The 14697-nt window shown below is 43.9% G+C and carries 13 protein-coding genes; 9 read left to right on the plus strand and 4 right to left on the minus strand.

All coding sequences use genetic code 11. The features are described from left to right. The first annotated feature begins 317 nt into the window (after positions 1–317). The 4 genes from U0033_RS31175 (at position 318) to U0033_RS31190 (ending at position 5572) form a co-directional block, all read left to right on the plus strand. Complete coding sequence (locus U0033_RS31175; protein WP_072363274.1) at positions 318–977, plus strand: hypothetical protein; 660 nt, start codon at positions 318–320, stop codon at positions 975–977. A gap of 586 nt (positions 978–1563) precedes the next feature. Further along, positions 1564–4176 carry a glycoside hydrolase family 3 C-terminal domain-containing protein gene (locus tag U0033_RS31180; RefSeq protein ID WP_072363273.1) on the plus strand — a complete coding sequence of 871 codons (2613 nt, stop codon included), beginning with the start codon at positions 1564–1566 and terminating at the stop codon, positions 4174–4176. Positions 4177–4398: 222 nt separating this feature from the next. Further along, positions 4399–4788 (plus strand): helix-turn-helix domain-containing protein, encoded by a 390-nt coding sequence (locus tag U0033_RS31185; RefSeq protein ID WP_072363271.1) that lies wholly within the window; start codon positions 4399–4401, stop codon positions 4786–4788. Between the two features lie 64 nt (positions 4789–4852). Continuing rightward, complete coding sequence (locus U0033_RS31190; RefSeq protein ID WP_072363270.1) at positions 4853–5572, plus strand: SDR family oxidoreductase; 720 nt, start codon at positions 4853–4855, stop codon at positions 5570–5572. A gap of 144 nt (positions 5573–5716) precedes the next feature. Here U0033_RS31190 and U0033_RS31195 read toward each other — a convergent pair whose 3' ends face one another. Next, a complete protein-coding gene (locus U0033_RS31195; protein ID WP_072363269.1) occupies positions 5717–6079 on the minus strand; it encodes a winged helix-turn-helix transcriptional regulator in 363 nt (120 codons plus the stop codon). A gap of 128 nt (positions 6080–6207) precedes the next feature. On the opposite strand from U0033_RS31195, the gene U0033_RS31200 reads away from it, so the two are divergent. From U0033_RS31200 to U0033_RS31220, 5 genes are all read left to right on the plus strand, one after another. After that, the gene (locus U0033_RS31200) at positions 6208–6963 is read left to right on the plus strand and encodes an NADPH-dependent F420 reductase (RefSeq protein WP_072363268.1); all 756 of its coding nucleotides are present in this window, start codon (positions 6208–6210) and stop codon (positions 6961–6963) included. Positions 6964–7113: 150 nt separating this feature from the next. Next, positions 7114–7530, plus strand: coding sequence for a hypothetical protein (locus tag U0033_RS31205; protein WP_072363267.1), 417 nt, complete (start codon positions 7114–7116; stop codon positions 7528–7530). A gap of 85 nt (positions 7531–7615) precedes the next feature. Next, entirely contained in the window at positions 7616–7801 is a 186-nt protein-coding gene (locus U0033_RS31210) for a hypothetical protein (RefSeq protein ID WP_072363266.1), read from the plus strand. A gap of 193 nt (positions 7802–7994) precedes the next feature. Next, positions 7995–9032 (plus strand): SDR family NAD(P)-dependent oxidoreductase, encoded by a 1038-nt coding sequence (locus U0033_RS31215; protein WP_072363265.1) that lies wholly within the window; start codon positions 7995–7997, stop codon positions 9030–9032. A gap of 55 nt (positions 9033–9087) precedes the next feature. Next, positions 9088–9906 (plus strand): helix-turn-helix domain-containing protein, encoded by an 819-nt coding sequence (locus tag U0033_RS31220; protein ID WP_072363264.1) that lies wholly within the window; start codon positions 9088–9090, stop codon positions 9904–9906. 299 nt (positions 9907–10205) lie between these two features. Here the strand turns inward: U0033_RS31220 and U0033_RS31225 are convergent, their stop codons facing one another. The 3 genes from U0033_RS31225 to U0033_RS31235 are packed head-to-tail and all read right to left on the minus strand — an operon-like array spanning position 10206 to position 14696. Continuing rightward, positions 10206–11705: a glycoside hydrolase family 32 protein gene (locus U0033_RS31225; protein ID WP_072363263.1), complete on the minus strand. Its 1500-nt coding sequence runs from the start codon at positions 11703–11705 to the stop codon at positions 10206–10208. A 15-nt stretch (positions 11706–11720) separates the two neighbouring features. Then, a complete protein-coding gene (locus U0033_RS31230) occupies positions 11721–13118 on the minus strand; it encodes a glycoside hydrolase family 32 protein (RefSeq protein WP_072363262.1) in 1398 nt (465 codons plus the stop codon). Positions 13119–13172: 54 nt separating this feature from the next. Continuing rightward, positions 13173–14696: a glycoside hydrolase family 32 protein gene (locus U0033_RS31235; protein WP_072363261.1), complete on the minus strand. Its 1524-nt coding sequence runs from the start codon at positions 14694–14696 to the stop codon at positions 13173–13175. Between the last annotated feature and the right edge of the window lies 1 nt (position 14697).

Genomic DNA, 14697 nt, shown 5'->3' on the forward strand with positions numbered 1-14697 from the left:
ATTATCGGCTGATTATGATAGGGTTCTGCTTATTTCCAAATGAAAAGGCAGACATTATAAAATGGGCATTTGAGGAATTATCGGGGGGGATTTGGGATATTGATACGCCCAGGAGTATGGTGAATCATAAGGGGATAAAAACCGGAGGTAGCCGGTTTTATTATTTGCTTTTGCAACCGATAGCGATAAACTAAAAAGCGGCTTTTTTTTGAGCCTTATTATAGAAGTTATTACATTTGTTTTAGCCTCAACATCAAAATATCAACCAAAAGGAAGTGTCCATGTGATTTCAATTCTATACATTCAATAACAATTAGATGAAAAACAAATCAAAACCAGTGCCTTTTACATTCGGGGTACTTGTATCGCTTCTTCCCTTATTCGCTTTTCTGACCAGCTCTGCACAATCCTACACCCTCAAGATAAAAAAGGGGGATTACTGGTTGGGAGGAGGTCTGGGTATACAGGGTTCTGTAGCTCCTATGGGGCAGTACATTGGCACGTCTGCCAGTCTTTCTGCCAAAGGAGGATATTTTGTAGCAGATAAGTTTTCTATCGGGATAACCGTGACCGGGGGATATAGTATTGTGGACAAGAAAGACAAAGGTGTCTATAACCGTGGGATCAGTTTCCTGATGGGCCCTCTATTCAATTATCACATTCCTATTTCCAGGAACTTCTTCCTTGAGCCGATTATCTGTACTACCTGGGGCCCTGTAAGTGTGAAGAGCATGGTGAGTGCCAGTCCTGAGCAGTATGTAAAAGTGAAAGGTCATGCTTTTTGTGAGATTGGCGGGATAGGGCCTTTCTTTGAAGTCATTCCGCAGAAAGCGGAGTTTGGCGTACAGCTGCTGTTAGCGGTGTTACAGCAGAGTACGACCGTCTATGGATCAAACGGGGAGGCTATTCCCGGGTCAAAGGTGTGGGACAATAAGACAGGGCCAGCAATGAACGTAGAGTTCAGATTGCATTTTTAATGTGTTGCCCATTCTTCGGGGGGATTTAGGTTCCGATCTTACAGGTGGCAGTTTTTAAATTTGACGCCTTCATTTTTCTGAAGTGCCAGGATAGGATGTTTCATTTATAGGAAGCTATCTTATAAATGAATAAGGCACCCTTCTTTTTTGCATAAAACACTGTATTGTAAATTGATATTTTAGCACCTCTTGCCATATTTAAATATGGCAAGAGGTGAGATTTTATTGGTAGTATTTAAAAGCACTCATCAGAATCTGTGAATACTTTTCCTTCCCTGATCTAACTAAATGAGATGGTGCAGCTAGCCACCCGGTTAGAAAGATGCTGGGTGGGTTTTCTCCCGTAATTATAATTAATATACCTATCCGTCAAGCAGTAACAGATTACGTGGTGTTCGGGATATCGATTCGTCTATTACGGAGATTGCGCAGCTTGGCGACTTCATTGATGCTAATCTGCGCATGCAGCTGAAATGCTTAACCGGGTTAACATAAATAAGTTTGTTAATTGGGTTATTTGGAATAAGTTTAATGACTGTCTGATTGACAATTTTACTTATTTTCCATTAAAGACCACACTCATGTTATGAAAAAACTAATCGTATTTATTGGATTATTTGTTGCTGGATCTTCCCTGGGCCAGCAGTATAAGAGTTTTCCTATGTGGGATCACACGCTGCCTGTGGAGCAACGTGTTAATGATCTGGTTCACCGGTTGACGCTGGAAGAAAAGGTGGGGCAAATGGTCAATGCGGCTCCTGCTATCACCCATCTGGGTATACCTGCCTATGACTGGTGGAATGAAACGCTTCATGGCGTTGCCCGTACTCCTTATCACGTTACTTCTTATCCGCAGGCCATTGCCATGGCTGCCACCTGGGATACTGCTGCTTTGTTCCTGATGGCAGATTATTCGGCCACCGAGGGCAGGGCCATTCATAACAGGGCTACGGCTGAGGGAAAGGACAATGAACGGTATGTGGGGTTAACTTACTGGACACCCAATATCAATATATTTCGTGATCCCCGTTGGGGCAGGGGACAGGAAACCTACGGAGAGGATCCCTACCTGACCGCTAAACTGGGAGCTGCCTTTGTACGCGGACTGCAGGGCGATGATCCTATATACCTGAAGGCAGCTGCCTGCGCCAAACATTTTGCTGTACACAGCGGTCCGGAACCCAGCCGGCATTCCGATGATATTCATCCTTCGCTGCATGATCTCTGGGATACCTACCTGCCTGCTTTTCATGAACTGGTTGTGAATGCGGGTGTTGCCGGCGTGATGTGCGCATACAATGCCGTAGATGGTCAGCCTTGCTGTGGAAATGATCTGCTGATGACGAACATTCTGCGAAGGCAATGGAAGTTCACCGGTTATGTGACCAGCGATTGCTGGGCGCTGGATGATTTTTTCAAATACCATAAAACCCATAAGGATGCTACGGCAGCAGCAGCAGATGCCCTCATTCATTCAACAGATATTGAGTGCGGCACCTCGGTCTACTATTCGCTGATCAATGCAGTAAAAACCGGGTTGATCAGCGAAGCTCAGTTGGATACTTCTCTCAGTAGACTATTCACCATACGGTACCGGCTGGGTTTGTTCGACCCCGTATCACAGGTTAGGTATGCACAAACGCCCGCTTCAGTACTGGAAAGCCCGGAGCATGATGCCCATGCCCTGAAAATGGCCAGTGAATCTATTGTTTTACTGAAAAACTCGGAAGGCGTACTACCGCTTAGTAAAAAGATAAAAAGGATAGCGGTGATAGGGCCCAATGCTGATAATAAAATAGCAGTTCTTGGCAACTATAACGGAACCCCCTCCCGGGTAGTGACCGTTGTGGAAGGCATCAGGGAAAAGCTGGGCCCGGATGTAACACTTATCTACGAAAAGGCGATCAATCATACTAACGATACCCTGCTGAATTACCGGGATATTACTGCTATGCTATCCTTTAAAGGGAGTCCGGGGGTGCAGGCAGCGTATTTTGACAATGAGCAGCTGGAGGGTACACCTCTGCAGACCCTCATCGAAAAGGATATTGACCATTACTGGGCGGAAGGACAGACACCTGCACCTAACCTGAAGACCATCCATTATTCAGCGAGGTATACCACCTTTCTGAAAGCAGCAGCAACGGAGATAATGAATTTTGAGGTAGATGGAGATGACGGCTACCGCCTGTTTATCAATGACTCTTTGATCGTTGATGCCTGGACAAAGAACCGCTGGGGTGCAAGACCCTTTGTATTACCTGTCAGGAAAGACAGCAGCTACAAAATCGTGGTGGAATTTCATCAGAATGAGGGCAATGCTTTTATCCAGGTCAAAGCCGGCGACAGGGTAAAAACTGACTTTGCTGCTTTGGCAGGAAGGCTGAAGGATGTCGATGCCATCATTTTTGCCGGCGGTATCTCACCGCAACTGGAAGGAGAGGAGATGCCTGTAAGTGTACCGGGTTTTGACGGTGGTGACCGCACTACCATTATGTTGCCCAAGGTACAGACAGCGCTGCTGAAAGCCTTACAGCAAACCGGTAAACCGGTCGTTTTTGTGATGATGACCGGCAGCGCTATTGCTATTCCTGAAGAGGACGCGAAGCTGCCTGCCATTATCAACGCCTGGTATGGAGGGCAGCGGGCAGGTACTGCTATTGCGGATGTACTTTTTGGTGATTATAATCCTTCAGGACGCCTTCCGGTAACGTTCTATGCATCAGATAAAGATCTGCGTTCTTTCAAAGACTATTCTATGCAGAACAGGACTTACCGCTATTTCAGGGGGAAGCCTTTATACCCATTTGGATATGGATTAAGCTACACTCATTTCTCTTATAGTGAGCTAAAGGTGGCAGAAAGCGTCCGCAAAGGGACGCCAGTCAGTATTAGTGTATTGTTGACTAATACAGGGCAATTTGATGGGGATGAGGTGGTACAGCTCTATGTAAGTCACCCCGGGGTGGCAAATGCGCCTATAAGGGCATTAAAAGGTTTTCAGCGTATATCGTTGAAACACGGTGAAAGTAAAAAAGTATCATTTACATTAACGACAGAAGATCTTTCTCTGGTTGATGACAATGGAAAACGATATCAACCTGGAGGAAAAACAGTGATCAGTATAGGAGGAGGACAACCGGGGCAGGAGCGTGGTGATATGAATAAGGTGTTATTGCATACGGTGATGGTCCGGTAGGTTGAAAAATGTAAAATGAAAAGATGCTGTATCGTAAGTCCGATACAGCATCTTTTCTTTGAAAAAGGTTTTCATTACCGTTGGTGAATTCCCTCTTTCATGATTGTTTTTATTCGTATCCTTGATGGAGTCGGGTACCTGTTTAAGCAATTTTAATAAAGCAAATTTGTATGTTTTGCCAATATTAGCAGTAATTTTAGAGTGACTTTTTAAATCAGATAAATGGGTATTAAACAAAGAAATATCTCAGCCAGAAAAATAGAAATTGCGAATCAGTTTCTGTTTGAGCTTGACAAACATTTAACCGAACTGAAAACGGGACAAGTAGAAAAATCGATTGAACTTAATGAACTTGCTGAACTTTTGCATATTGTTCCTAATCACATGAGCGACACGGTAAGGGAAGTATTGGGTAAATCACCGTGCGAAATCTATGAGAATAAATTGCTGGAAATTAGCAAAGAAATGCTTGAGAAATCAAACAATCCAATTAGTGAAATCGCAAGAACATTGGATTATGACCCTTCAAATTTTACCAAATTCTTTAAGAGTTATACTGGATTGACGCCCTCTCAATACAGGAAACAAAAAACAGAACACCTCACCATTTAATCAGAATACCTCACCATTTATTGCGTTAAGGGCTTTCTAGTTTTGTGTCATCAAATAAAAAATTATGACAATAAACAAGACAGTCCTGATTACAGGCGCAAATCAGGGACTTGGGTTTGAAACAGCCAAACAATTAGCCGAATTGGGTTATTACATTTATGTCGGAAGCCGCGATAAGTCAAAAGGAACTGCGGCTATACAAAAATTAAATAAACTTGGCTTTAACAATGTGGAACTTATTGAAATAGATGTAACAGACATCAATTCAATAAAACTGGCAAAGCAGGAGTTAGCGACAAAAACAGGAAAATTAGATGTGTTAATCAATAATGCAGGCATCTCAGGGGGATTCATGTCTCAAAAAATGTCCACCTATTCTATTGGCAATTTGCGGAAACTATTTGACACTAATTTTTTCGGGGCGGTGCAAACAACGCAACAATTTATTGATTTACTGAAAAAATCAAACGAACCACGAATTGTAAATGTTTCAAGCGGATTAGCGTCTCTCGCATTTAGCACTTCTCATGACCTGGAATTCTATGCTTACGGATGCTCCAAAACAGCATTAAATGCCTTTACGGTAAGTTTAGCCAAAGAATTTCGGCATACAAATTTCAAAATAAACAGTGTTGAGCCGGGGTACACAGCGACAAATCTCAATGAATATCAAGGGGTGCAAACGGTAGAAGAGGCTGTTGGTATAATTGTAAAATACGCGACTATAGGGGATGATGCACCAACAGGAAAGTTTTTCTGGAAAGAAGGTGAATTTGCCTGGTAAAGTGCAGCAAGAGTGTTTGCAACAGCATGGCTGCACATGGTGCATTCTGCTACAAGCCACTACCCCCGGCATCAGGAATCGAACCACACAAGAATTCCAGCCCACGACACATCTACGACAAGCACAATTAACACATATGATTAATTAGTCCTTTTCGTTCCATGAGTTGAGAATTTTCTGTCTGTGATTTAAGCCCCAATCCTTCAACGAGTAAATTATAGGCGTTAACGTATCTGCATAAGGCTCTGACTTGTAAATTATCTTAATAGGATATTCATTAAGAATAATTCTTTTTACTAGCTTATGTTGTTCTAATTCCTTCAATTCCTTAGACAGAACCTTTGGCGTAATTCCTGGGATACTTTCCAAAATATCAGTAAATCGTTCATTACCAACCGAAACAGAAATAATAATCGGTAATTTCCATTTGCCGTTTATTACGTCAAGCGCGTCACGTACAGGTTTAATTGTATCAAGGCATTCACAATGTGGTTTCTTTGTAGCCATCCTATCTATTTAAAAAAAATACTTTCCTTCAGGAAAGTGATATACGAAGGAAAGTAATTTTTACTCAATTTTGCTAATATTTATTTTTGCTGCTGTTACAGTAGCTATACTAACTAAATTGGTTTAATATGAAAATAGGATTAATTGGAACTGGTGAAATAGGCGGTACTATAGCAAAAAAACTTACTGCTGCAGGACATAACGTTAAAGTAAATAATTCATCATCTCCGGAAGAACTCAATAAAAAAGCAGCAGAACTAGGAGTAATTCCAGCGACACTTAAAGAGGTAGTGAAAGATGTGGAAGTAATTATTTTCTCAGTGCCGACTACAGTATTTCCGACATTGCCCAAAGATCTTTTATCTGAGGTATCAAAGGACGTCATTATTGTTGATACGTCTAATTATTATCCCTTCCGTGATGGAGATATTGAAGATTTAAATAATGGAAAGGTAGAAAGTATATGGGTGTCTGAACATTTAGGTCGTCCGGTAATAAAGGCTTTTAACAACCTTTTAGCGCATACTTTAGCAGTTGGTGGTGTGAATTCTGCTGACGAAGAGAGAATTGCAATGGCTATATCTGGTGATGATACAAGCGCAAAAGAAATTGTTTCTTCCTTAGTTAAAGATGCCGGTTTTGATCCGGTTGATGCTGGAAAATTGTCCGATTCATGGAGACATCAGCCTGGAACACCAGCCTATTGTACTGAATTAAATGCAGCAGAACTAGAAAAGGCTTTGGATGACGGAATAAAGGAGAATGCAGGTGCATTGAGAAATAATGCCATTGCAAAGTTGATCCAACGTACAACGCCTCCATCTCATGAAGAAGTTGTTAATTTTAACCGTTCTATGTTTCCTGAAAATCCTAAAACCACCTAAGTCTCATGTGTTACTGTGACGGAACGTATTGTAAAGGGAGGTACAAATGAAGTGATTGCTACCCGTACAATGAATTTCCCAACATCCCAACAAACTTCAGGAACACTTCCTACAAAGAGTTTTGGGAAAATGTAATAACTTTGATAACGCATGATGAAGCAAACACAAAAAAATATCCTCTTGTTTTTCATGGGCGCAGTATCACTGTACTTAATCTGTGCATGTTGGGTCATCCCCAATATCACCACCCATAATTACAGCGAGGATATCACACCCGGATCTATCCTGCTGAATGCGTTTATTATTGGCGTATTCGGTTTTTTTATCAATGAATCAATAGAGCGTTATATAAAAGAAGCACCTGAGGTAGGCAGACCATTATTGATCCTGAATATACTGGCTATCCCCTTAAGTATGATAGCAACAGTATTGTATAATAATACACAAGCAAAAATTCAGGTAAGATTTCAGGCCCCACTAAACATGGCGGCAATGATCAGTACCTGTGCATTATTAAATCTACTCTTTATGATAGGGCGATCGCTTTATAAACGGCTCTTTCAATAAGCAAACATAAAAAAACACACAGGCCTTGCCTGTGTGTTTTTTTTATAACAGGGATTTTTCTTAAATTATATCCAACAGTGACACTATGAAAAAAATCATCCTCTGTTGCTTGTTTTCATTCGCATTTCTTTCCGGATATCCCGAACAAATAGAACCGCTCATGGATACCGCCTACGTTACAGGCCTTTCCGTTGGCATCATCACCAATAACCAGATCGCCGGTATTAAAGCATACGGATACAGTTCTAATGAGCAGGGTCCATTTTTTTGATGCTTCTCTGATTGTGGTAAAGTTAATGCGGGTGTTCCTAAATTAGTGGGCAATCAAGTTGTTTAAAATTAATCTTGATCCCTGAAACCCCCATCACCCGAAAAATTGACCCTATAAACAAAGTAATTCGGCCTTTAAAACAAAGTTGACCGACAAAATGTTCTCTAGTTTTGCCCTAACAAATTCTTTAGAAATGGAACAAAATAATTACAACGGAGCATTACAAAAACCGATAGGTTCTGGCTTCAACGCAACATCAACAACTAGAGACGTAATCAAGGGAATTGACCTTACAGGCAAAACTGCAATAGTTACAGGTGGTGACGGAGGTCTTGGTTTAGAAATCACCAAAGCATTAAATTTGGCTGGAGCAACAGTTATCGTTCCAGCTAGAGATGTGGAAAAAGCTAAGGAAAATCTAAAAGGAATTACCAATGTAGAAGTAGAAGTATTAAACTTGACAGAACCTGATTCCATTGACTCATTTGCTGAGAAGTTTTTGGATTCGGGCAAACCGTTGAATATGCTTATTAACAATGCAGGTATTATGTGGACGCCTCTACACCGTGACGTACGTGGGTATGAAGGGCAATTTTCTACCAATCATTTAGGGCATTTTCAACTTACTTCAAAACTTTGGGATGCATTGAAAAAAGCAAAAGGAGCAAGAGTGGTGAATGTTTCATCTTCAGGACACCATTACTCGCCTGTTATTTTTGACGACATAAACTATAACACAAGGGAGTACAACAAATTTGAAGCTTATGGACAATCTAAAACAGCAAATGTACTTTTTACAGTAGAATTGGATAAGAGGGCACAGCAATTTGGCGTTCGGGCTTATGCCCTGCATCCTGGTTTGATTTTGGAAACCAATTTGGGCAGGCATTTAACGTTTGAAGATTTTGTTGTCTTAGGTATCTTAAATCCTGACGGAACACCTAACCCTGAAGCTGAAGCCGCAATGAAAAAAATACAAAAAAGTAAGGAACAAGGAGCAGCAACCTCGGTGTGGGCTGCAACGAGTCCCCAACTTCAAAACATTGGAGGTGTGTATTTAGAAGATGTTGAAATTGCAAAATACGATAAAACTAATTATGATAGTGACCCAGCCTATAAAAGCCCTGGCGGATTTGCTGGTGTTGCACCTTTTGCATTGGATATGGAAGCAGCACAAAAACTTTGGACACTAAGTGAAGAATTGACTCAGGCAAAATTTGATATACAATAATCGAAACTAATAAGGCTCACATTGTTGAGCCTCTTCTTTTTTTTAACTTTGCATTATGCCAATAAGACAAGTAAATAATAACGCCGAAATTGTTTTCACCTGTAGTGAATCCGTACTCTACAATACCGAAATGATTGCGGAGGAACATTCTGTTGTGCGTGTATTGTCAGGCGAATTGAAAGTTATACAATCAAATAAAACCTATGTTTTTGGAGCAGGCGAAACGCATTTATTTCCGAGAAATCGGCTGGCTACATTAATAAAATCGGAAAAAGACGGACTGCCTTACAAAGCCATTGTAGTAAAACTTACTCAAGACGTTTTGAGAGCTTTTTACGAGCAAAAAAAAATGCAAACTGCTATGGTTTCTAAAACCGATTATATCATTCCATTGCCCAAAAGTCCTTTGCTGGACAGCTTTTTCAGTTCAATGTTGCCGTATTTCGACCTGGACTATAAATTGCCACAAGAACTATCCCAATTGAAAATTCAGGAAGCGATTACCGTTTTACGATCCATAAACAGAGACATCGACAACATTTTATCCGACTTTTCAGAACCGCATAAAATCAACCTTGTCGAATTTATGGAACGCAATTATATGTTCAATATGCCAATGGAAAAATTTGGTTACTTAACAGGGCGTAGTTTAACTACTTTCAAGCGGGACTTTAAAAAGGCATTTAGTATGACACCTCAAAAATGGCTGACAGAAAAGCGTTTAGAGCTTGCCTACTATCAACTGACAAAAAAAGGCAAAAAACCTATTGACGTTTTCTACGAAGTAGGCTTTGAAAACTTATCACATTTTTCTTACGCTTTCAAAAAACAATTTGGACAGTCGCCAGCAGAACTTGCCGCAACAAAAAAGTAATACCTGCCGCTAACAAAGCATTGGGAAAAGAACGGCTGACGGAAATATCTGCCGCTAACAGCTAAGTGTATTCGGGTGAGGAACGCCACGATTGACAAAACTGTGGACCAACCGTAAAGTCAAATTAGCCACTCAGCCTTGGAATCGAAGCATCTAAGCTATTTTGGATCAACGATTTGTAGATTGATTCGCCGGAATATGAAATTAATTGAAAAAAGAAAAGACCTCAAGTCTAATGACTTAAAGCCTTTTCTTTTTTCGTTTCAGTAGCAGAGTGTTTTCGAACATCTCAAGCATCATCATTTCCAGATACTTTTCAATTTACTAAGTTGCCATTGCCTGATAAGCAGTTCCTTATCGGCTGTGATACTTATTTTTTGCAGCGGCGCATTTGGGAAAAATATATCTGTCATAGTGATAACACCGTGATCGGCGAACATCTCTACCGAAGTTTCGTCTACTACCAACGTCAACTCCAGCCCTTTTCCGGTTGCAATGCGTGGCGCTGTATGCCTGGCCGCGAATTCCTTATTGAAACCATGCTCCCCGGTAGTGGTACGATCTATGAACCACGTATTGCTGGCTTTATCAAAACCAATAACCAATTCCGCACCCGCTCCGTAATGAAAGCTCATCGTGAAGTCTTTCAGCTCATCGGCCTTCATCGTTAAGTAGAGGGGAGCCGTACACATATATACATCACCGTTAGCTTTTAAATTCGTCCGGCGGCTCACGGTCGTGGCGCTGGCCTGAAGCTCTTTTACGGGTAGGGAGCTTACGTAAAAATGTCCGTTTTCTTTTACCAGTGACAGTTCGCGGGGGATGGTCATCGCATTGCGCCAGGTTTTTGTAGGCACTTCGTTGGCATACATCCAATTGCTCATCCAGCCCAGGAACACGTGGCGCTTGCCGGTATTACTCCAGGTAATGCCCGCATATTCGTCGGCACCATAGTCTATCCATTTTGTGATACTATCGCCAGGCGTAAACGTATGCCCATCAAAATCGCCGGTGAAATATTGCGTAGCCGATCCTTTGTTAGGTCCGCCGGGGTTGATGTTCACAATGAGCACCCACACTTTTTTACCCTGGTGATCGAAAGCCAGCAGGTCGGGGCATTCCCATACGCCACCGTGGGCGCCCAGCGTTTTGCCGAACTCACTTTCCTTTGTCCAGTTCTTTAGATCGGGCGATGAGAAAAAGGTAATGTGATCCTGCGTAGCAAGCGTCATGATCCATTTTTTTACGGTTTCGACCCAGTTCACCTTCGGGTCGCGGAAGTCGCGGATGCCCGGATTTTTCAACACCGGGTTGCCGCTGTATTTCGTCCAGGTTTTGCCTTCATCGAGACTGTAGGCGATGCTTTGATTTTGAAAATCGTTCTTGCCATCGTGCTCTCCTTTCGGATCGTGGTTGGTATAAATGGCCACCAGCGGGGTTTTACCGCCTTTGCCAAAGCCGGATGTATTGTGCACGTCAGCCACAGCGCTGCCGGAAAAAATATATCCCAGGCTGTCTGGATACAGTGCTACCGGCTGCTCCTGCCAGTGAATAAGATCTTTACTGATGGTATGGCCCCAATGCATAGGGCCCCAGGTGGTGCCACCGGGAAAATATTGAAAGAACAAATGGTAAGTCCCGTTGCTGTACACCATACCGTTAGGATCGTTAGTCCAGTGTGCCTTTGGGGAGAAATGCACCTGCGGGCGCCAGCGCTCGTGGTATACGGTGGTATCAGGTTGCGCGCTGGCCCACATTGTAGAGAGCAATATTGATAAGGTGAGAATGATCTTGTGCATAGAATAAAGCTATTATTATTTTTCAAGTTTCCAGGCTATAAAATGCGTAACTGTTGCCGTACCGCCTTTGGCGAATAAGGCGACACCAGTTTGTGTTTCCGAGGGGAAAGTAGTGGCGCTCAATACGATCTTTCCCTGTTGTGCAAACACTTCTACTGAAGCCGCGTCTACAAAGATGTGCAACTGCAATTGGCGGGTGTGCAACGGCGCAGACATGCGTACGGGGAAATGTGCGCTAAATGCTGTATCTGAGCAATTGGAGCGATCTATGTATAGCTGTTTCTGCTGTACATCATAGCCCACCACAAACGAGCGCCCCTGGCCCAACAGTACCTGCAAACCCGCACCCTTAGCGGTTTGCAGGTCTATATCCACTTCCAGTTCATAACTGTTGCTGCCAAACAGTGTAAGTGGCATTTGCCCGTTTACTTTTCGGCGTGGCAATACAATTGAATCGCGGCGCAACACTTTCAGTTCAGGCACGGGTTGTTGTACCAGCCGCAGGCCTTCTGGGAACGGTTGTAACGACAGGTCGCGGGGAATAGATTCAAACCCTTTACCCCAGCGGCTTGGTACATCGCGGGCATAGGTCCAGTTGCCCAGCCACCCCATCCAGGTAACGCGGGTGCTGGCTGTATCGTCTGCATTGCGCCAGCTGCGTGCCGCGTAAAAGTCTGGACCATAGTCTGCCCAAAGTGCTTCCGGCTGCGGGTCCGACACGAAACTACGGCCATCGAAATGCCCGGTGAAATATTGCATACGGTTCGGTCCCTGCCCAATGGTGAGCACCCATTTTCCATCCAGTGCAAACAGATCGGGCACTTCCCAATCGTTGGCTACCGCACCCATAGGGCCAAAGTCGCTGAGGTGCTCCCAGTGCTTCAGATCGGGTGACGCATAAAAACTTACCTTGTGCAGGTGCGGATGCGTAACCACCATAATCCAGCGCTGGTCTTTGGCATACCAGAAAACCTGCGGGTCGCGGAACGAATTACTGCCTATATCGAGTACGGGATTATGTTTATAAAAATGGAATAGTGTATCGTCGTTACTGTACGACAAAGCCTGCGCTTCGGGCACACTATCGTTCTTATGTAAGGTGTACACCGCTACCATCGCACTATCGCCAAAGCCCGCGGTGTTGCGCTTATCCACTACCACGCTGCCTGAAAAATAGGTGAAGGTGCCATCGCCTCCCTGCATGGGATAGGGCAATTCCTGCCAGTGCACAAGATCATTGCTCACGGCATGTCCCCACCAGAACAGGTGGTATTTACCCCGGAATTTTATCAGTCCGTCCGGATCACCTATCCAGCCATGTTTAGGGCTGAAGTGATATACGGGCCGGTATTTTTGCGCCGCCATAACGGCAGGGAAACATAATGCCAGCAGTAAGATGAGGTATCTTTGCATGAGGTCCGTTTTAAAAAGGCAGCGGCACACCGTCCGCTGCCTCAGCACATATTATTACAATTTAAACAACTGTACATTTTTGAAACTCACTGCCGCTTTGCTGGCGTACAATCCCCAGAAGTTATTGTTCGCAGCATAAATGCGACTGGTCAGCGCCACCTTATCATCTACATATACCACGCATACGCTGCCCGCTATCAACACTTTCAGTTGGTAATCTTTCCCCGGCTCCAGGTGCAGGGTTACCTTACCATCTACACCGACCGGTGAAATGCCGGACAAAAGATCGTTGCTGCTGCTGAAATCGATCTTATAAAAACCGGTGGTTTGCAAAGCCTTGTCCATCCCGAATACGAGGCCGCATGATGCACCTTCCTGCACATTCACGGTAGCCGTTATTTTCGTTTCGCCCGCCAGGCGGTCGTAGAGCAGGTAAGCCACATCGTTTGCCGCTTTGAATGAAACATTATTGCCACTTATATCAATGCTTTGTTGTTTCAGGGAAACGTTCAGCGCCTGGTTTTGTGCAAATGCATTTGCCACGTTTTCCGGTACGCCTATGTTCAGTGTACCATCACTGTTTTGCGACAGCTGGTGTACGACCAGGTTGCCGCCAAAGTCGCGGATACCGGCGTCGGTACTGCCGCCTTTCGTGGCACACCAGCCGAACAGGTAGGTGTTCTTCCCATCTGTAGCCACTTTCGAAGAATACATGTACTGGCCGTCCAGCTTATCGTTTGCCGGCGTGGTCCAGGGGCCCTTCGAGCTGGTGGCAATGCGGTAACGGGTGGTATTCTCCACGCTGTTCTCCGAAAACAAGAGGTACCAGAAGCTACCCCATTTAAAGAGCTGCGGCGTTTCGGGCACATAGTAACTGGTCGTTGTGTACAGCGGATCTTTTAGTGTCCAGTTGCCTTTCGCCGGATCGTTTGTCGTATAGAGTATTACCGCTGCTTTATCGTCTTTATGGCCACACACGAGCATCCAGTATTCATTTGTTTCTGTATTGAAGAACACGTAAGGATCGCGGTACTCCCAGAAATTGTAACCGTTTGTGGTTTCCGGCCGCATCAGGAAAGACGCATCTTTCGTCCAGGTGTTCAGGTCCTTGCTGGTGGCCAGTAGCGTATTGTCGCGGTACTTGCCGCCAGTGCCATTGAAGTTGGGGTTAAAGCCGGAGTAGTAGGCGTAGTAAGTATCGCCCACTTTTACGATAGAACCTGTACCCAATGCCAGGTCGTAATCGGTCGTTCCACCGTAAGGGATCATAGTGCCTTTGTAATCATAACTGGTAAAGTGCTGCGTCGTAAACTTCGCCCAGGGATGAAAGCCTGCTGCACCATTACGGGCATCGTGCAGGTAAAATACATGGAAGCTGTCTTTGTCGTAATACGGCATTACATCGCCCACGTAACCGGCCGCCACATAGTAGGGATGATCGCCGCCGAACCAGCGCGCTGGTGGGGCGGGATAAATGTCGGCGGCATTGGGTATATCCGCGGTCGTTATAGTGTCTTTATCTTTGTGGCAGGCTTGTAAAGCAAGTGCCAGCGCGATATATAAAAAAGATCTTTTCATT

Origin of the sequence: Chitinophaga sancti (genome assembly GCF_034424315.1) — a bacterium.
Classification (GTDB): Bacteria; Bacteroidota; Bacteroidia; order Chitinophagales; family Chitinophagaceae; genus Chitinophaga; species Chitinophaga sancti.

Excerpts from the sequence above, each read along its gene's own strand:
- U0033_RS31175 (WP_072363274.1), top strand. The coding sequence starts at position 318 with ATGAAAAACAAATCAAAACCAGTGCCTTTTACATTCGGGGTACTTGTA.
- U0033_RS31180 (WP_072363273.1), top strand. The coding sequence starts at position 1,564 with ATGAAAAAACTAATCGTATTTATTGGATTATTTGTTGCTGGATCTTCC.
- U0033_RS31185 (WP_072363271.1), top strand. The coding sequence starts at position 4,399 with ATGGGTATTAAACAAAGAAATATCTCAGCCAGAAAAATAGAAATTGCG.
- U0033_RS31190 (WP_072363270.1), top strand. The coding sequence starts at position 4,853 with ATGACAATAAACAAGACAGTCCTGATTACAGGCGCAAATCAGGGACTT.
- U0033_RS31195 (WP_072363269.1), bottom strand. The coding sequence starts at position 6,079 with ATGGCTACAAAGAAACCACATTGTGAATGCCTTGATACAATTAAACCT.
- U0033_RS31200 (WP_072363268.1), top strand. The coding sequence starts at position 6,208 with ATGAAAATAGGATTAATTGGAACTGGTGAAATAGGCGGTACTATAGCA.
- U0033_RS31205 (WP_072363267.1), top strand. The coding sequence starts at position 7,114 with ATGATGAAGCAAACACAAAAAAATATCCTCTTGTTTTTCATGGGCGCA.
- U0033_RS31210 (WP_072363266.1), top strand. The coding sequence starts at position 7,616 with ATGAAAAAAATCATCCTCTGTTGCTTGTTTTCATTCGCATTTCTTTCC.
- U0033_RS31215 (WP_072363265.1), top strand. The coding sequence starts at position 7,995 with ATGGAACAAAATAATTACAACGGAGCATTACAAAAACCGATAGGTTCT.
- U0033_RS31220 (WP_072363264.1), top strand. The coding sequence starts at position 9,088 with ATGCCAATAAGACAAGTAAATAATAACGCCGAAATTGTTTTCACCTGT.
- U0033_RS31225 (WP_072363263.1), bottom strand. The coding sequence starts at position 11,705 with ATGCACAAGATCATTCTCACCTTATCAATATTGCTCTCTACAATGTGG.
- U0033_RS31230 (WP_072363262.1), bottom strand. The coding sequence starts at position 13,118 with ATGCAAAGATACCTCATCTTACTGCTGGCATTATGTTTCCCTGCCGTT.
- U0033_RS31235 (WP_072363261.1), bottom strand. The coding sequence starts at position 14,696 with ATGAAAAGATCTTTTTTATATATCGCGCTGGCACTTGCTTTACAAGCC.